The organism is Pedobacter sp. UBA4863, assembly GCF_002399615.1.
Lineage (GTDB): Bacteria > Bacteroidota > Bacteroidia > Sphingobacteriales > Sphingobacteriaceae > Pedobacter.
The window spans coordinates 83,587-101,642 of record NZ_DHDZ01000038.1; the positions used below are offsets into that span (position 1 = coordinate 83,587).

General features: G+C 37.0%; 15 protein-coding genes. 9 read left to right on the plus strand and 6 right to left on the minus strand.

What is annotated here, in order from left to right; translation table 11 throughout:
* The first annotated feature begins 334 nt into the window (after window positions 1-334).
* The 9 genes from B3I52_RS09500 (at window position 335) to B3I52_RS09540 (ending at window position 12,707) form a co-directional block, all read left to right on the plus strand.
* Window positions 335-2,629 carry an ATP-dependent helicase gene (locus B3I52_RS09500; protein WP_293300686.1) on the plus strand — a complete coding sequence of 765 codons (2,295 nt, stop codon included), beginning with the start codon at window positions 335-337 and terminating at the stop codon, window positions 2,627-2,629.
* Between the two features lie 503 nt (window positions 2,630-3,132).
* Window positions 3,133-3,804 (plus strand): DUF4290 domain-containing protein, encoded by a 672-nt coding sequence (locus B3I52_RS09505; RefSeq protein ID WP_293300688.1) that lies wholly within the window; start codon window positions 3,133-3,135, stop codon window positions 3,802-3,804.
* A gap of 30 nt (window positions 3,805-3,834) precedes the next feature.
* Entirely contained in the window at window positions 3,835-5,160 is a 1,326-nt protein-coding gene (murA, locus tag B3I52_RS09510) for a UDP-N-acetylglucosamine 1-carboxyvinyltransferase (RefSeq protein WP_293300690.1), read from the plus strand.
* A 230-nt stretch (window positions 5,161-5,390) separates the two neighbouring features.
* Window positions 5,391-6,515, plus strand: coding sequence for a CofH family radical SAM protein (locus B3I52_RS09515; RefSeq protein WP_293300692.1), 1,125 nt, complete (start codon window positions 5,391-5,393; stop codon window positions 6,513-6,515).
* Between the two features lie 73 nt (window positions 6,516-6,588).
* Window positions 6,589-7,095, plus strand: coding sequence for a hypothetical protein (locus tag B3I52_RS09520; protein WP_293300694.1), 507 nt, complete (start codon window positions 6,589-6,591; stop codon window positions 7,093-7,095).
* Window positions 7,096-7,176: 81 nt separating this feature from the next.
* Window positions 7,177-7,959 (plus strand): LytR/AlgR family response regulator transcription factor, encoded by a 783-nt coding sequence (locus B3I52_RS09525; protein WP_293300696.1) that lies wholly within the window; start codon window positions 7,177-7,179, stop codon window positions 7,957-7,959.
* A gap of 25 nt (window positions 7,960-7,984) precedes the next feature.
* Complete coding sequence (locus B3I52_RS09530) at window positions 7,985-10,885, plus strand: sensor histidine kinase (protein ID WP_293300698.1); 2,901 nt, start codon at window positions 7,985-7,987, stop codon at window positions 10,883-10,885.
* 426 nt (window positions 10,886-11,311) lie between these two features.
* Window positions 11,312-11,521, plus strand: coding sequence for a hypothetical protein (locus tag B3I52_RS09535; protein WP_293300700.1), 210 nt, complete (start codon window positions 11,312-11,314; stop codon window positions 11,519-11,521).
* A gap of 67 nt (window positions 11,522-11,588) precedes the next feature.
* Window positions 11,589-12,707 (plus strand): GNAT family N-acetyltransferase, encoded by a 1,119-nt coding sequence (locus B3I52_RS09540; protein ID WP_293300702.1) that lies wholly within the window; start codon window positions 11,589-11,591, stop codon window positions 12,705-12,707.
* 117 nt (window positions 12,708-12,824) lie between these two features.
* Here B3I52_RS09540 and B3I52_RS09545 read toward each other — a convergent pair whose 3' ends face one another.
* The 6 genes from B3I52_RS09545 to B3I52_RS09570 form a co-directional block, all read right to left on the minus strand.
* Window positions 12,825-13,172, minus strand: coding sequence for a helix-turn-helix domain-containing protein (locus B3I52_RS09545; RefSeq protein WP_293300704.1), 348 nt, complete (start codon window positions 13,170-13,172; stop codon window positions 12,825-12,827).
* Window positions 13,173-13,179: 7 nt separating this feature from the next.
* Entirely contained in the window at window positions 13,180-14,535 is a 1,356-nt protein-coding gene (locus B3I52_RS09550) for a UDP-N-acetylmuramate--L-alanine ligase (RefSeq protein WP_293300706.1), read from the minus strand.
* A 63-nt stretch (window positions 14,536-14,598) separates the two neighbouring features.
* Window positions 14,599-15,477, minus strand: a complete 879-nt coding sequence (gene prmA / locus B3I52_RS09555; RefSeq protein ID WP_349678677.1) for a 50S ribosomal protein L11 methyltransferase — start codon at window positions 15,475-15,477, stop codon at window positions 14,599-14,601.
* Window positions 15,478-15,623: 146 nt separating this feature from the next.
* A complete protein-coding gene (gene tpiA, locus B3I52_RS09560; RefSeq protein WP_293300707.1) occupies window positions 15,624-16,385 on the minus strand; it encodes a triose-phosphate isomerase in 762 nt (253 codons plus the stop codon).
* An 85-nt stretch (window positions 16,386-16,470) separates the two neighbouring features.
* A complete protein-coding gene (locus B3I52_RS09565; RefSeq protein ID WP_293300708.1) occupies window positions 16,471-17,640 on the minus strand; it encodes a GlmU family protein in 1,170 nt (389 codons plus the stop codon).
* A gap of 71 nt (window positions 17,641-17,711) precedes the next feature.
* Window positions 17,712-17,960, minus strand: a complete 249-nt coding sequence (locus B3I52_RS09570; RefSeq protein ID WP_293300709.1) for a type B 50S ribosomal protein L31 — start codon at window positions 17,958-17,960, stop codon at window positions 17,712-17,714.
* Window positions 17,961-18,056: the final 96 nt, after the last annotated feature.

Consider the following 18,056-nt stretch of genomic DNA (forward strand, 5'->3'; position numbering starts at 1 on the left):
GACGCCAGCGTGTGATTTTTCATGGGTTGGCGTCCACGCCAACGCTTTTTTTTCTACCGTTTGGTGTCCTCTCCAAACGGAAAGAACAAAAACTTATTTCGGTGGGTGGGGACACCCACCGATAGACTAATTAGCGCAAAAGTAACCTCGCCATTTCTGCCTTTAATGGAAAAACTATTAACTTCGGCTTTAAGTAATTACCACCAAAAACACTTAACCTGTTGGCGCTAACAAACTCTAGCACCATCTTCAATAACTTTCAACATTGTACTTTTAACTTTAATAAGCGCCTTGCTTTTACTATTTTTGAACCTTTAAAAACAAGGAGAAAGATTTGGATTATTTAGCAGGATTAAACCCACAACAAAGAGCAGCAGTAGAGAATACCGAAGGACCGGTAATGATTGTGGCTGGTGCAGGTTCGGGAAAAACGAGGGTAATTACCTATCGTGTGGCACACTTGATACAAAAAGGCGTTGATCCGTTTAACATTTTGGTGCTCACCTTTACCAACAAAGCCAGTAAGGAGATGCGTGAGCGTATCGAAAAAGTGGTGGGTGCCGAAGCTAAAAGTATTTGGATGGGAACTTTCCACTCGGTTTTTGCTAAAATTTTACGTGTAGAGGCCGAGAAAATTGGCTACCCCAGCAATTTTACCACTTACGATACCGACGATTGTAAAAGCTTGATCCGTACCATTCTTAAAGAAATGCAACTGGATGATAAGCTTTATGCGGCAAACATCGTTTATAACCGTATTTCTCAAGCAAAAAATAATTTAATTTCTGTTGCAGAATATATTAACAACCCTACCATACAAGCAGAAGACATTGGTAATAAAAGGCCTTTATTGGGGCAGATTTACGAAACCTATGCCAAACGTTGCTACAAAGCTGGGGCAATGGATTTTGATGATCTATTGTTCAAAACCAACGTATTGCTCAGAAAACATCCAGAGGTACTGAACAAGTACCAGCACAAGTTTAAATACATCATGGTAGATGAGTATCAGGATACCAACCATTCGCAATACACCATTGTTAAAAAACTAGCTGCAGCACACGAAAATTTATGTGTAGTGGGCGACGATGCGCAAAGTATCTACGCTTTCCGTGGCGCAAACATTCAGAATATCTTAAATGTAGAACGCGATTACCCCGATTTAAAGGTTTACAAATTGGAGCAAAACTATCGTTCTACACAAAATATTGTTGAAGTTGCCAATAGCATCATTGCCAACAACAAAAACCAATTAGAGAAAAAGGTATTCTCGGCCAATGAACAAGGCGATAAAATTAAAATATCAAGAGCTTTTACCGATAACGAAGAAGGTAAATTAGTGGCCGAAGCCATTGTACAAGAACGCACTGGAAATGGTTTAAATTATACCGATTTCGCTATTCTTTACCGTACTAACGCACAAAGCAGGGCTATGGAAGAGGCTTTACGTAAGTTAAATGTTCCCTACAAAATTTACGGCGGACTATCGTTCTATCAACGTAAGGAAATTAAAGATTTAATTGCCTATTTCCGCTTAACGTTTAACCCTGCAGATGAAGAAGCACTGAAACGGATCATCAATTACCCTCGTAGAGGCTTGGGCGATACCACCTTAGAAAAAGTAGCTGTAGCGGCAAACGAACACAACATCACCATGTGGGAAGTGATTTGCACCCCCCACCAATATTTAGGCGGCCGCGTACCCAACCAACTGAATGATTTTGCCATGATGATTAAAGCATTTGCGGCAGAATCTAACAAACTAGATGCCTACGAAACAGCTTTGTACATTGCACAACATTCGGGCATTTTAAAAGAACTGCATAGCGATGATAGTGTAGAAGGCAGAGCTCGTTACGAAAATATCCAAGAGCTACTGAACGGTATTAAGGAATTTGCCGAACGTGAAGATATTGAAGACCGCAGTTTGGCCATTTTTATGCAAGATGTAGCTTTGTTAACCAACGATGATAAAGATAAGGACAAAGATGCCGACACAGTTTCGTTAATGACCATTCACTCGGCCAAAGGCTTAGAGTTTAAAAACGTGTTTGTGGTTGGTTTAGAGGAAAATCTTTTCCCATCGCAAATGTCGTTAACTTCGAGAACTGATTTAGAGGAAGAACGTCGTTTGTTCTACGTAGCCATTACCCGAGCAGAGAAAAAACTGACTTTAACCTATGCTACTTCTCGTTACCGCTGGGGCACCTTAACCTCTTGCGAACCGAGCCGTTTTATTAACGAGATTAATCCTAAATATTTAGAGCTAGATGCAATTAAGGCCGCTAAACCTAGTTTTAGCAGCGGCGGATTTGATACCGAACGTAGAACTTGGAGCCAGCAGAGAGAACTATCGCAAAAAGCAGATGCCCAACAAACTGCGTTTAAACCAAAGCCAAGGCCCACCACTTCTATCCTACCCAAAGCTCACGTACCAAGTGCCGGTTTTATGCCAAGTCCGGCAAACGAGTTTCAAAATGGCATGGAAGTAGAGCATGAGAAATTTGGCTTCGGTAAAATTGTGCAATTAGAAGGACGACTGCCCGATGTAAAGGCCACCGTATTTTTCCAAGGTTTAGGCAATAAGCAATTGTTGTTAAAGTTTGCGAAATTGAGGATTGTGAAGTAAGTGTTCGGTTTTTTGGATGTTTAGTTGGTTAAACTACCAAGCCGTCATTTCGAACGTAGAGAGAAATCTAGCAAGTGATAGCTGTTTTTTTTTGCTATTTGGGAAACTTTTCACCATTCATACGTTCTTTCGACTAAGAATGGAAAGAATTGAAAATAAATCTAACTAAATGTGAACTTAATCATAAAGCTAGATTTATCTTCGTTGTACCTCCTTACCGAAACGACGTAGCATGTACGGGCAATGCAAAAAACTATAACGTTAGTAACGTATCACGTAAAACTTTCCTATATTTGCAACAACAGGCCATTCCGGTGAATTTCATAATTGAAAACATCTTTGGGAGTTTAGGGTTTTCCCTTTGTCTATAACTTCTGTTTCAATTATTTCATAATGGTTTAACCTAAGCTAATTAATTTTACAATTAGTATAATTTGTTTTAACCATTAAGTAATGATATCTTAAGATTTGAATGGTTGAATTATACGTAACATTTAAAGAAAATGAATTTCGATTATAACACCACCAGAAGCGAATTAATTCTGGCCGAATACGGGCGTAATGTACAAAATATGGTAAAGTACATCATTACCTTGCCAACCAAAGAAGAACGCAATAAATATGCACAAGCAGTTATCGATTTAATGGGCTTTTTAAATCCGCACCTACGCGATGTGGCCGATTTTAAGCACAAACTTTGGGATCATTTACACATCATTTCTAACTATCAAATTGATGTAGATAGCCCCTACCCTAAGCCTACGCCAGAAACCAAAGAGGTTAAACCTGCACATATTGGCTACCCTCAACAGAAAATAAAATATAAGCATTATGGCAAAACCGTTGAAAAACTGATTGCCAATGCCATGGAAGAGCAAAATCCGGAGCGTAAAGCAGCAATGGTACAAGGCATTGCTAATTTCATGAAAATGGCCTATGTGCAATGGAATAAAGACAATGTGGCCGACGAAGTAATCCTTAAAAACTTAAGTGAGCTTTCTGGAGGTGCCTTAGCACTGGAAGAAAACGTAAACTTGCAAAAAGTAGAGTTCAGAAACCAGAACAACCGACAAAACAACAATAATCGCGGACGCCAGAACAACAATAAAAACCGTCAGAACAATAACAACAATAACCGTCAGCGCAACAATAATAACAACAAACAAAGACATTAACCTTCCCCATAAGGCAAAAATCAATATAGAATGAATGCATTTGAAATTATAGGCGGTAAAAAGCTAAAGGGCGAAATCATCCCTCAAGGCGCCAAGAACGAAGCTTTACAAATATTATCGGCCGTTTTATTAACGGAAGAAAAAATTACCATCAGCAATATTCCTGATATTAAAGATGTAAATAAATTAATTGAGCTTTTAGGTGACTTAGGCGTAACAGTAGAGCGTTTAAGTAAAGACACTTACACGTTCGAAGCGAAAAACATCAACCTGGATTTCTTCCAATCGGATGTTTTTAAAGCAAAAGGTGGTGGTTTAAGAGGTTCTATCATGATTGTAGGCCCGCTTTTGGCACGTTTTGGCAAAGCTGCTATCCCCAAACCAGGAGGCGATAAAATTGGCCGCCGTAGGTTAGACACGCATTTCTTAGGCTTCGAAAAACTAGGTGCAAAATTTGTTTACGATCAAAAGAAAGAATTTTTTAATGTAGATGCCACCAACTTAAAAGGCACTTACATCTTGCTAGACGAAGCTTCGGTAACAGGTACAGCAAACATTGTAATGGCAGCAGTTTTAGCTAAAGGAACTACCACCATCTATAACGCTGCTTGCGAACCCTACTTACAACAATTATGTAAGATGTTGAACCGTATGGGTGCTAAAATTAGCGGCATTGGCTCTAACTTATTAACCATAGAAGGCGTTAAAAAATTAGGTGGCACCGAACACCGAATGCTGCCAGACATGATTGAAATTGGTTCTTTCATTGGTTTAGCAGCAATGACCGAGTCGGAAATTACCATCAAAGATGTACAGTACGATGAGCTAGGCGTAATTCCTGAAGTTTTCAAGAAATTAGGCATTAAATTAGAGCGTCGTGGCGATGATATATACATCCCCTCTCAAAAACATTATGTAATCGATACTTTTATAGATGGTTCTATTTTAACCATTGCCGATTCGCCTTGGCCTGGTTTTACCCCAGATTTATTGAGTATCGTATTAGTAGTGGCATCGCAAGCGAGAGGTTCTGTTTTAATACACCAAAAAATGTTCGAAAGCCGTTTGTTCTTTGTAGATAAACTGATTGACATGGGCGCACAAATTATCCTTTGCGATCCGCACCGTGCAACCGTAAATGGTATCGACAAAAAATACAAATTGCGTGGTATCAGCATGACTTCGCCAGACATCAGGGCCGGAGTTTCGCTATTAATCGCAGCCCTTTCTGCCGAAGGTAAATCTACCATTTACAACATTGAACAAATTGAGCGTGGCTATCAAGATATCGACACCCGTTTACGTGCCTTAGGTGCGCAAATTAAACGTATAGACGGCGCAGGGCCTAGTCATTAACATTTACGATATTATTAGAAAAACAACACTAACATTCATCGTATCAATAAAAACCACTTTGGCAGCCGTTAAAGTGGTTTTTTTATGCCTATTAAATGAACTGTCTGTACGAAAACCTCCTGAGAGAAAGTTTCAATGGTTTAGCAAATAATTAAGTTAAATTTTGTTAATACAATGTCTTAAAAAAGTCGTCTTTAGGGGATTTAGGGGTTAATAACTATCTTTACTGCATGAACACCGAAGAATTACTACAAAGAGCCTTAAACTTCGACTTTTTAACCAAAGAAGAAGGTATCTTTTTATATCACCACGCTAGTACTGCCGAATTGGCCTATGTAGCAAACGAGTTGAGAAAAATACAGGTTCCGAGTGGTAAAGTTACTTGGCAAATTGACCGTAATGTAAACACTACTAACGTTTGTATTGCCAATTGTAAATTCTGTAATTTCTTCCGCCGCCCCGGGCACGACGAAAGCTACATTACCGATATAGAAACTTACAAAGTTAAAATTGAGGAGACTTTCCGTTACGGTGGCGACCAGTTGTTATTGCAAGGCGGGCATCATCCAGATTTAGGCTTGGCGTTTTACACCAATCTTTTCAAACAACTAAAAGAGCTTTATCCCGATTTAAAATTGCATGCTTTAGGTCCGCCAGAAATTGCCCATGTAGCTAAATTAGAAGGTTTATCGCACACCGAAGTATTAAAAGCTTTAAAAGAAGCTGGTCTAGATTCGCTTCCGGGCGCTGGCGCAGAGATATTAAACGATAGGGTAAGGAGATTAATTTCCAAGGGCAAATGCGGTGGCCAAGAATGGTTAGATGTTATGCGTGCTTGTCACCAATTAGACATTACCACCTCTGCCACCATGATGTTTGGCCATATAGAAACCATTGAAGAGCGTTTTGAACATTTGGTTTGGATACGCGAGGTACAAAGCGAAAAACCTGCCAATGCCAACGGCTTTTTGGCCTTTATTCCTTGGCCTTTCCAAGACGACGGCACTTTATTGAAACGTTTACGTGGAATTAGCAATAACGTAACCGGCGACGAATATGTGCGCATGATAGCTTTAAGCCGTATCATGCTGCCAAACGTAAAAAATACACAAGCAAGTTGGTTAACCGTTGGTAAGGCTGTAGCTCAGCTTTGCTTACATGCTGGCGCTAACGATTTTGGCTCTATCATGATCGAAGAAAACGTAGTTTCTGCTGCCGGTGCACCACATCGTTTTACTGCAAAAGGTATTCAAACCGCTATTAAAGAGGCTGGTTTTGAACCCCAATTGCGTGGGCAAAAATACAACTACAGAGAATTGCCTGCCGAGTTAGAAGATCAAGTAATTACTTATTAAGCTTAAAATGAAAAGGCAAAAGTAAGCAGTGCTTCGCCCTTAAACATAACGCAAATTAAAAACAGACATCACTATGAAAAAAACCACTTTAATTTGCTTAGCGCTACTTATTTCGGCCGTTTCTTTTGCACAAAAGAATTGGGTTAAACAGAAATTAACTAACCGTTTTACGGTATCGTTCCCAGCTGCCCCTTTAAAAACTGCAGGTACTACTTTTGCTTTAAAAGACATCACAAGCAACAACATTTTCACGGCAACTTATAGTTTCATTGCACAAAACCTAAAAATCAATCAAAAAGCATTTAACAAACTGGTTACCACCAACGAGTTTGCAAGCGAATTTTTAAATAGCTTACAAACTACATTGGCAGGCTACAACCTAGAACAGGTAAAAATTAAACAGTATAAAAACTACGTTAGCTATTTAACAGAAGGCAAAAACGAAGAGGAAAAGAAAGCTATTTTTATGCACATCATTTTTGTTGATGGCATTTATTATAGCCTTTCTGTTATAGTTCCTGATGGGCAAAGCTTTCAAAACAAAGAAATCTTTCTAAGCTCATTTCAAATTAGCAAGTAACATTTTTTACTTCTAACCTTTCTATTTCCAATCAATTTTCTCATTTAGTGTATTTTTTGATAAATTGAACCAAACTAAAATATGGTAACACTAAATACAATTATTGTTGACGATGAAGAATTTGCACGTTCTTCATTATATTTTCTGTTACAAGAAAACTGTACCAATATAAACATTTGCGGCATTGCCAAATCTGTTGCCGATGCTAGAACGCTCTTACAAAACCATGAGGTACATTTAATTTTCTTAGATATTGCCATGCCAGGCGAAAACGGTTTTTCATTAATTCCGCAAGCACAAGAAGCTAATGCAACGGTAATTTTTACGACCGCTTACGACCAATATGCACTAAAGGCCATTAAAGCAAATGCCCTAGATTATCTTTTAAAGCCCATTGATATTGAAGAGCTTATTGCTGCCGTAGAGAAAGCAAAAAAACAGCAATTACTTAACCATGCTTTTAATAGGAATAACAACCTTGGAAATTTAGCCGCAGACCTTAAAGAGCAAAAAGGAGTAAACAGATTAACCTTACCCAGTGGTCAAGGTCACCGTTTAGTGGATATAGAAGATATTATTCATATAGAAGCAGACAGTAATTATTCTATCTTCCATTTAAAAAATGCCGAAAAAATCACAGTTTCTAAAGTTTTAAAAGATTATGAAGAAATCTTGCCCGAAGCCCGTTTTGTAAGAATACATAAATCGAGCATTGTAAACTTAAAATATGTGAAAGAATACAACAACAAAAATGGCTTAACACTATTATTATCAAACGGCGAAAACATTGTAGTATCTCGTCGTAGGGCCAGCGATTTTTTTGACAAAATTAAAACCTTTAGTCAATTACAAAGTGAAAAATAGTTTTTCCATAGTGATTACCTTTTTAATGCTGAACATATTTTGGCAACAAAACAGTTGTGCCCAAAATACTTACTTACCTCATTACACTACAAAAAACGGTCTACCAAGCAACAATTGTTTTTATATCTTGCAAGACAAAAAAGGCTTTATATGGGTTGCCACAGACGCTGGGGTTAGCAGATTTGATGGAGCTATATTCGAAAATTTCTCGGTAGATGATGGCCTACCCGACAATCAGATTTTACAGCTCAGGGAAGACAGCAAAGGTAGAATTTGGTTTATGGCACTAAATGGGCAGCTCAGTTATTTTTTAAATGGGAAAATACAAAACAGCAACACAGACCATAAAATCAAAGACTTAAACTTTAATGGTGTAGTGGTATCCTTTCTCGAAGACAGTAAAGGAACCTTATGGTTTGGTACCAATAATAATATCATAGGCAGTTGGGATGGTGTTAAAACCACCAAAATCATCTCTAAAAGTCCAGATCAAAAATTTCAAAATGCCTTTCTTTATGAAGATGAGAAACATAACATTAGAGCAATAACCAGTACGGCCAACTTTATTTTTAAAAACAATGATTTTGCGCCAATAAAAGCCAACATCAGCCCCATTTCTTACAAAACCATTGTACAACAAAATGGCAACATTAAATTTTTAAATAAAGAGGGTTTAAGCACCTTCGAAAACGACAATATCAAACAGCTATTAAAACTAAATCCAAAACTATTAAACTCGGCACTAGGCTATATACATTTTGGTGAAAAAAGGGTATGGATCTGTAACGAAAACGGCATTAGGGGTATAAAATTAGATGGAAGTGGCGAAAAAAAATTCTTAAATGGCATAGCGGTAAACCAAAGCATTAGAGATGATCAAGGAAATTTATGGTTTACCACAAAAAATGGAATTTACAAACTACCAAGAACTAATGACCAGTTTTACACTTTCAACAGTGAAAACGGATTAAACAACCAAGTTATAAAAAGTATAGTTAAAGATAAAAACGGACGGCTTTGGCTAGGTGGAAACAAAGGTACAATTAGCATATTAAATCCCAAAACCAAAAAAATAGAAGAAATAAAACTGCCAGAAGCAGCCAAATTTAGCACCATTAAACAGCTCGTTGCCGACAACAACCACGATAAAATATTTTTCGCCTCAGAGTATGGCTTAGGCTCGGTAAGTAGCGGCTACCCTGCAAAAAAAGATTTCAAATTTTTAAAAGAAACCAACAATAATATTTTCGTGGTTAAAAACTTTGCTATCGATAGTACTGCTAAACTTACGCTATCCATGTCTTCAGGGGTAGTCATCATCAGCGACAGAAACCAACTAGAGTTTTCATCGTTAAAATACAAAGAGCAACAAGATTTCTTTAAAGATCGCTCTTATCGGGTATTCTACGACAAGCAGCAAAACCTCTGGTTTTCCAATATCAGTGGCCTATCAGAGTTTAACCAAGGCAAACTACATAAGCACTACGAAAAAAATCCACTTTTAACCAAAAGAATAAACGACATGCGCCAACTAGCAGATAGCAGTATTGCTATGGCTACAGATGGCTATGGTATTCTTATTTTTAAAAATGGAAAAGTAAACTACACCATTAACTCGCAAAAAGGCCTTAACAGCAATATCATAAACAAACTTTTTGTAAGAGATAGCTCGCTTTGGGCAATTAGCAATACTGGGGTAAACAAAATTTCAATCGCCCGCAACAAAATAAACATTAGCGCTTTTGATAATTTAAATGGCCTCCTGTCTGATGATTTGAACGACCTTTACATTGACAAAGACACTGCATATTTTGCTACCAATAACGGATTGGTTTATTTTGCCTACAACCATGCGCTACAAAATACCGCAGCGCCAAAGGTTTACATTACCGCTATTGCAAGTGGCAAAAAGCTGCTAGACTTACAACAAAACAGCTTTGCATTTAAACCTCATGAGCAAAACCTAATCATTAATTTTAGTGCAATAGATTTTAAAAATAGAAACATTACCTACAGGTATCGGTTAAAAGAAAAAGCCAATTGGATAGAAACAAAAAATAGAAGGCTAGAACTTTTTTCGTTAGAACCTGGAGAATACACCCTAGAAATTAGTGCAAAAAGCCAGAACAGTGAATGGAGCGAACCCGTAAAAATTAAACTTTCGTTAGCAAAAAAAATACACCAACGTTGGTGGTTTATAGGATTACTAGCATTGGCAGGAGGCTACCTAATTTATATCGTAAGTGTGCGCATTACCAAACAGCAAAAAAACAAAGAGCAAGAACAGTTATTGTTAAAAAACAAGGTTTTAATGCTAGAACAACAAGCACTGCAAGCCATGATGAATCCGCATTTTGTATTCAATGTAATGAATTCCGTTCAACATTTCATCAATACCAAAAACAACATATCGGCCAACAAAGTACTTACAGGTTTTGCCAGATTAATTAGAAAAAATCTCGAAATATGCACGCAAAGCTATATTTCTTTAGAAGAAGAAATCAATTACCTTAACCTTTACCTAAGCTTAGAAAAAAACAGGTTTGGCGAGAAGTTTAAATACGAGATTAATATAGATGAGAAAATTGACAAGGAGGAAACCTTTTTGCCTTCAATGCTATTACAACCCTACATAGAGAATGCCATTTGGCACGGCATTATGCCTAAAGAAGAAGGTGGAAAGGTGGAAATAACCATACAAGAAGCAAACCAGGAGACATTATTAATTAGCATAACTGACGATGGTATAGGTATTGAAAACTCATTGGCAAGCAAAAAAGAGGGGCACCAGAGCAAAGGAATGGTTTTAACTAATGAAAGGATTAACCTTTTAAACAAAATTGAAGCAAAACCTATACATTTAAACATTAAACAGAATGGTAAAGCAGGCACAATTATCACCATTGCCATACCAATGAACAGATAAAATACCGTTTACTCAAATATTACTACCATTCACTAAATAAGGATATGTCCTCGCCCTTTTTTGTATTAAACTTGTTGTAAGAAATTAAGCAAGCAATTAACGGCTTGTACTAAGAACGTTCTTATAGGATTGACAAAAGATATTTTTTAACCTAACCTAAAAGTATATCTCAATTCAGGTTTCATTTGTGTGTTAAAAGCGTCCCAATTTACATAATTAGGACGCTTTTTTTGTTTAACAACACAGGTATTCCATTGATTTTCAACACTAGGAAGAAAAATTAAAAAAAATTTTTCAAAAGTGGTTTTTATACTATTTTTGGGACTATTAAAAAAGAGTATAAACCCACTATTTTCCATTAGAAAAGATTTTTGTAACTTTAATTAGCGCATTTAACTTTCTAACTATTTAACTATTTTTTGTGTAATGAAAACGCCAAAAAAACCTATCCAAAACAAGCCAACAGGCAAACCAAATTCGAAGAAAGAAGAATCGGATGAAGAATTAGATGATATCCAAGATGAGAAAAATCTTGATGAGGATGAAGACGATTTTGATATGCCTCTTGATGACATCGATAACTTTGACAGTTATGACGATGACGATGATGACGATGACGATGATGACGATTTTTAATTTATAAAACCATAAAGATTATAGAAGCCCCGAAATTTCGGGGCTTTTTGTTATTTTAGCCACTCACATGAAAGCAATAATAGTTAGCGATAACAAAACACGAAAACAGTTTCTTGATATAGTAGAAGAGCTTTACAGCAATGATAATAACTATATCCGCCCACTAGACCAAGACGTTGAAAAAATATTTAACGTGAACCAAAATCCTTTTTTTAAACATGGCTACTGCGTTAGGTGGATTTTAGTTGACCAGCAGCACAAAGTTATTGGTAGAATTGCAGCTTTTATTAACGAAAAAAAGGCCTACGGTTATGAAGTGCCTACTGGTGGACTTGGATTTTTTGAATGTATTAACGACCAAACCGCAGCTAATTTTTTATTCGACACTGCTAAGAAATGGTTGGTAGAAAAAGGGATGAAAGCAGTAGAGGGACCAATTAACTTTGGCGAGAACGATAGCTTTTGGGGTTTATTGGTAGAAGGTTTTATTCCTCCATCGTACGGCATGAACTACCATATGCCTTATTACCATCAACTATTTAGCTCGTATGGTTTTGAAACTGCTTATGAGCAATTAACCAACATCATAGACTTAACCATTCCTTTTCCTGCCCGTTTTACTAAAATTGCCAACTGGGTAGCTACTAAACCAGGTTATACTTTCGAATATTTCCAAAAAAAGAATGCAGAAAAGTATATCAACGATTTATTAGAGATATATAATGATGGTTGGCAAGATTTCGAGAATTTTGTTCCCATTAAAAAAGAAACTTTGCAAGAAAGTTTTAAGCAAATGGAAGTATTGATGGATGAAAAATTAATTTGGTTTGCTTATATCAACGGCGAACCTGCTTCTTTCATTGTACTTATTCCAGATGCCAACCAAATGATTAAAGGCTTTCACGGAAAGCTTGGCTTATTGCAAAAATTAAAATTTGCGTACAGACGCTGGGTTGGAGTAAATCGTATGAGAGCCATTGTAATGGGCACAAAACAGGCATTCCAAAAACATGGCTTAGAGTCTGCGCTATTTATCAAATTAGGAGAACATGTATTGCCTAAAAACCAATACACAGAATTAGAACTCTCTTGGGTAGGCGATTTCAATGAAAAAATGCTGGCTATCCACGAAGCTACGGGTGCTAAATTTGGAAAAAAACATTTAACGTTAAGGAAGAATTTTTAGAAGCATCAACATGATCACACTGAGGCTATCGAAGTGTTTTTATGATAAAAGGGACTTCGACTACTTGTTCCGATAAATCGGAAAGCTCAACCATTGACAAACAACTTATTTAATCCACTACAACCCCAACCTATCATACAAATCGATTACTTTTTTCTGCAATTTCATCACTTCTGCATCCTTTTGCAATAGCTGTTTTTTTAATTCCGCTATTTCTTCTATCACATTTTGGGAAGTTGATGTTGTTGTTTCTTTAGAGATAATAGAACCTACCGAGACATTAAAATATTTAGCTATTTGAGCTAACCTAGAAAGATTAATATCGGTTTGCCCATTTTCTATTTTAGACAGTGCTGCAACAGAAATTTTCAAAGCATTGGCTACCTCAGTTTGGCCCTTAGCTTGCGCCAAACGTAATCGCTTAATATTAGCTCCAATTTCCGATATCAGCCTCTGATTAACCAAAGCAGAATCATTTTGTTTTTAATTCTCTAGCTAATTTAGGCAAATCTAGGCCTGCATAAGTACCCGAACTCATCATCAGTAAATTAGTACTTTGATAACTTAAACCTTTTAAATAAGCTTCTAATTTCGCCGCATTATCAAAATATAACAAACTATTGTCTTCAAAAGCTAGCTTAATATCTTGCTCAGTTAGTGGCTTCATCTTCTTTTGCTCAAAGGTTTTGGCATCGATGTAAACAATAGCCAAATCCGCATCGCTCATAGCACCTTTGTACTCCTTCAAAAACTCTTTATTTAAGCTACTAAATGTATGCAGTTCCATAAAGGCAACCAGTTTTCTATCGGTAAATTGAGATTTTACCGCATGAATGGTAGCTTTTAGTTTCGATGGCGAATGTGCAAAATCTTTGTAAACATTGGTTTGATCAACAGCGCTAATCAATTCCAATCGTTTGGCTGCACCGGCAAAAGAGCCAATAGCCGCATTAAAACCGTCTTCGTTTATGCCTAATTGCACACAAACCTGTTTAGCTGCATTAAGGTTCATTAAATTATGATCGCCAAATACATTTAAAGCCGTATGTTGTGGCAACAGATAGGTAATGCCGTCTTTTACTTCGTGGGCAGGAATAGCGTAAGGTATTTTTACCACATCGGCACTAGACTGTGCTACAGTTTTCTTCAATTCCTCATCCAACTCACAATAAATTAACTTTCCATTTGGCGTTATGGTATCGATAAATTTGGCAAACTGCACCACATATTCTTCAAAAGTTGGAAATACATTGATATGGTCCCAAGCGATACCGCTAATTACGGCTATGTTGGCATGGTACAAGTGAAATTTTGGTCTTCTATCAATCGGAGACGCTAAGTACTCATCTCCTTCTATCACCATAATTGGTGCGGTATCGGTAATTTTTACCATGGTATCGAAACCTGCCAATTGAGCCCCAACTAAATAGTCGAACTCCTTTTGGTGGTAGTTTAACACATGCAAAATCATCGAAGTAATGGTTGTTTTACCATGACTGCCACCAATTACCACTCTAATTTTCTCTTTCGATTGCTCGTAGATATAAGCGGGGTAAGAATAGATTTTCAGACCTAGCTCTTGTGCTTTTATCAGCTCTGGATTATCCACACGGGCATGCATTCCCAAAATAATAACATCAATAGCTGGAGTAATTCGACTTTCATCCCAACCCATTTGGGCAGGCAATAAACCGTATTTGTCCAACCGGCTTTTTGATGGCTCGTAAACCACATCGTCAGAACCCGTTACATCAAAACCTTTTTTGTGCAAAGCAATGGCCAAATTGTGCATTGCCGCACCGCCAATGGCTATTAAATGAATACGCATATTGTTTAGAATTGGAAAGTTGAAATGTTGTAATGTTTCTCACAACCTTCCAACTTTTTAACATTACAACTTTTTATTTTTTACAAACTTTGCCGCTACCCAACTATCTATTTTCTTATGATTTTGATACGTTAAACCAAACTGCTCACAGTGTGATTTAATGATAGCCAAATCTGGTGTTTCATAAAACCCACTAAAGAAAATTAAACCATCTTGTTTAAGTACCGAAGCATAAGTTTCTATCTGCTCTAAAAGGATATTCCTATTGATATTGGCCAAAATGATATCGAAAGTTTGTTGCGGAATAGCTTCTTTACTTCCGTGGAGGGAAACTAGGTTATCAATATTATTCAGTTTCGCATTTTCAATCGCACTTTCATAGCAAACCTCATCGTAATCTATTGCTACTATTTCCTTTGCACCGCGTTTTGCTGCTAAAATACCCAAAATTGCAGTTCCTGCGCCCATATCTAACACCTGAGTTCCTGTAAAATCTGTTTCTAAGATATATTGCATCATCATTGTTGTAGTTTGATGATGCCCAGTACCGAAAGACATTTTAGGATCAATGACGATTTCGTACCGGTATTGCGGTTGCGCTTCGTGAAAAGTAGCCCTAACGTAGCAATCGTCGCTGATGATTAACGGACTGAAGTTACTTTCCCATTCCTTATTCCAGTTTTCTGTAGCAATTTCTTCTATACCATAATTTGCATTTAGCGATTGATGTTCGGCCAAAACAGCTTGAAGTTTAGCTTCTTCAAACAAGCTTTGTTGCACAAATGCATCAAAACCGTTGTTGGTATCTTCGAAAGTTTCAAAATCAATGTCAGCTAAATCTGCAATGAACAAATCTTTCTGATATTCTTCAATTTCACCAAAGGCAAAACTTACTTTTAGGTAGTCCATATTATAAAAACCATTTAAAAGATATAAGCTCATACAGCATTGCTATTTTCTGCTGTTGGCTTAAAAAATTGAGTTTGGTGAAGACACCAAACTCTAGCTGTAATGTTATAGGCAGGTGTCCCCACCCGCCTATGTATTATTTATTATTCTAACCGTTTTCTTATGAGGTTAAAATTATTTTAAGAATTTAATGCCTTAACGATGTCTGTAAAATCACGAGATTTTAAAGATGCACCACCAATTAAACCACCATCAATATCTGCCTGAGCAAATAATTCGGCAGCATTTTTAGCATTGCAACTGCCACCGTATAAAATGGTGGTATCATCAGCTACGTTAACACCATATTTAGCTTCTACTTTAGATCTTATAAAAGCATGAATATCTTGCGCTTGTTCTGGAGTAGCGGTTAAACCTGTACCAATAGCCCAAACTGGCTCGTAAGCCAATACCACTTTACCAAAATCATTGGCACTTAAACCAAAAATGCCTTCTGCTAACTGGGTTTCAATTACGTTAAAATAGCTGCCGTTATTTCTTTCATCTAAAGTTTCGCCAATGCAAAAAATTGGCGTTAGGTTATTTGCTAATGCAGTAACCGTTTTTTCTGCTAACAATTGGTTGCTTTCTGCAAAATATTGCCTGCGCTCTGAGTGGCCAATAATTACATACTCGGCTCCGGTTGATTTAATCATTTTTGCAGAGGTTTCGCCAGTGTATGCACCACTTTCGTTTTGATGGCAATTTTGCGCACCAATTTTAACGATACCTGATGACAGCTGCGCTAGACTGTTTAAATGAATAGCAGGAGAGCAAATTACGGCAATTTGATCACCTTTTTTCTCGTCTCTAACCATATTTACAATTTCAGAAAACAATGATACTCCCTCATTGTAATCGTTATTCATCTTCCAGTTTCCTGCTACTATTTTTTTTCTCATTTCTATCTTGATTTTATGTTACCATGTTTTAAGGTTGGAAGAAAATTTTTAAATGTTCTTATGTACCAACTTTTCAACTTCTCTCTTAAAAGCGTCTATATTCTTTTGTAAGCTCAAAAATATGAGCTATAATTTTTTGTTCAGTTTTATTTAAGATTAAATCTCTGCGCTCGTAAACTAGGGCTGCAGTTTCTAACATTTTATCTAACGCATAAATATCAAAGCCATGCGCACCGCCCCAAGCAAAATCGGGAATAAAATTACGAGGAAAACCTGCACCAAAAATATTGGCACTTACACCTGCAACAGTACCCGTGTTAAACATGGTATTAATGGCACATTTGGCATGATCAGCCATAATTAGGCCACAAAATTGCAGACCAGTTTTCCTAAAGCTCTCCTTTTCGTAATCCCACAGCTTAACCTCACCGTAGTTATTTTTAAGGTTTGAGTTATTGCTATCGGCACCGATATTGCACCACTGTCCCATTACCGAATTACCTAGATAACCTTCGTGCCCTTTAGAAGAATAGCCCCAAATTACCGTATTGTTTATCTCGCCACCTACTCTGCTAAACGGTCCAATGGTAGTCTTTCCGTAAATCTTAGCACCCATTTTCACTTGCGAGTCGTTACATAGGGCAAACGAACCTCGTATATGACAGCCTTCCCAAACTTGGCTATTCTTACCTAAATAAATAGGCCCTTGTAAAGTATTAAAGGTAGCACACTCTGCCGTTGCCCCTTCTTCTACAAAAATACGATCGCCCAGTACGATATTTGTACCACTTAACCCAGCCGAAACCTTTCCTTTGGTAAGCAGAGCAAAATCTTTTTGTATCTCCACGTCATTGAACCCAAAAATATGCTCGGGATAATCTATTTTAACAAAGCTAGACAAATAAGCTACCCTTTCTAACTTATTTAATGCTTCTTGATAACTTATTTGGACTGTTGTTTTGTAAGCAATCACAATATCGGCTGCGTGTAGCACTTGTCCATCTTTTAATTTTACTACATTTTCTAGCAATTCATCATCTGGACATATAGCACCATTCACAAAAACCGAAGCAGCCAATAAAGGATATTTTTCACTTAGGTATTCCTGTGTTTGATAGCCGCAGCTAGCATTAAGATGTTTTCCCCATTTTTCTGCGATAGTTAAAATACCTACTCGTAAATCGGCTACTGGACGTGTAAAGGTTAAAGGCCTAAGCGAAAACCAAGATTTATCATCAAAAAGATTGATTACCATAAGCAACAAAAATAAAAAAAGCTCACGATTTAAATCGTGAGCTTTTAAAAAAATATGCTTTTAAGCTAAAATTATTTTTTAGCGTAACGGGTTTTGAATTTATCGATACGACCAGCAGTATCTACCAACTTCATTTTACCAGTATAGAAAGGGTGTGAAGTATGAGAAATCTCTAACTTATAAAGAGGGTACTCGTTACCGTCTTCCCATTTAACAGTTTCTTTAGTTTCAACGCAAGATTTAGTTAAAAAAGCATAGTCGTTAGACATGTCTTTAAAAACAACAAATCTGTAGCTCGATGGATGCAAATCTTTTTTCATTTGAATATTATTTAAATTATTTATGTTGAAATTTCCAAGAACCCTATTGCAATTTGCTGGCAACAACGTCTATGTCATTTCTTATTATCTTTTTAT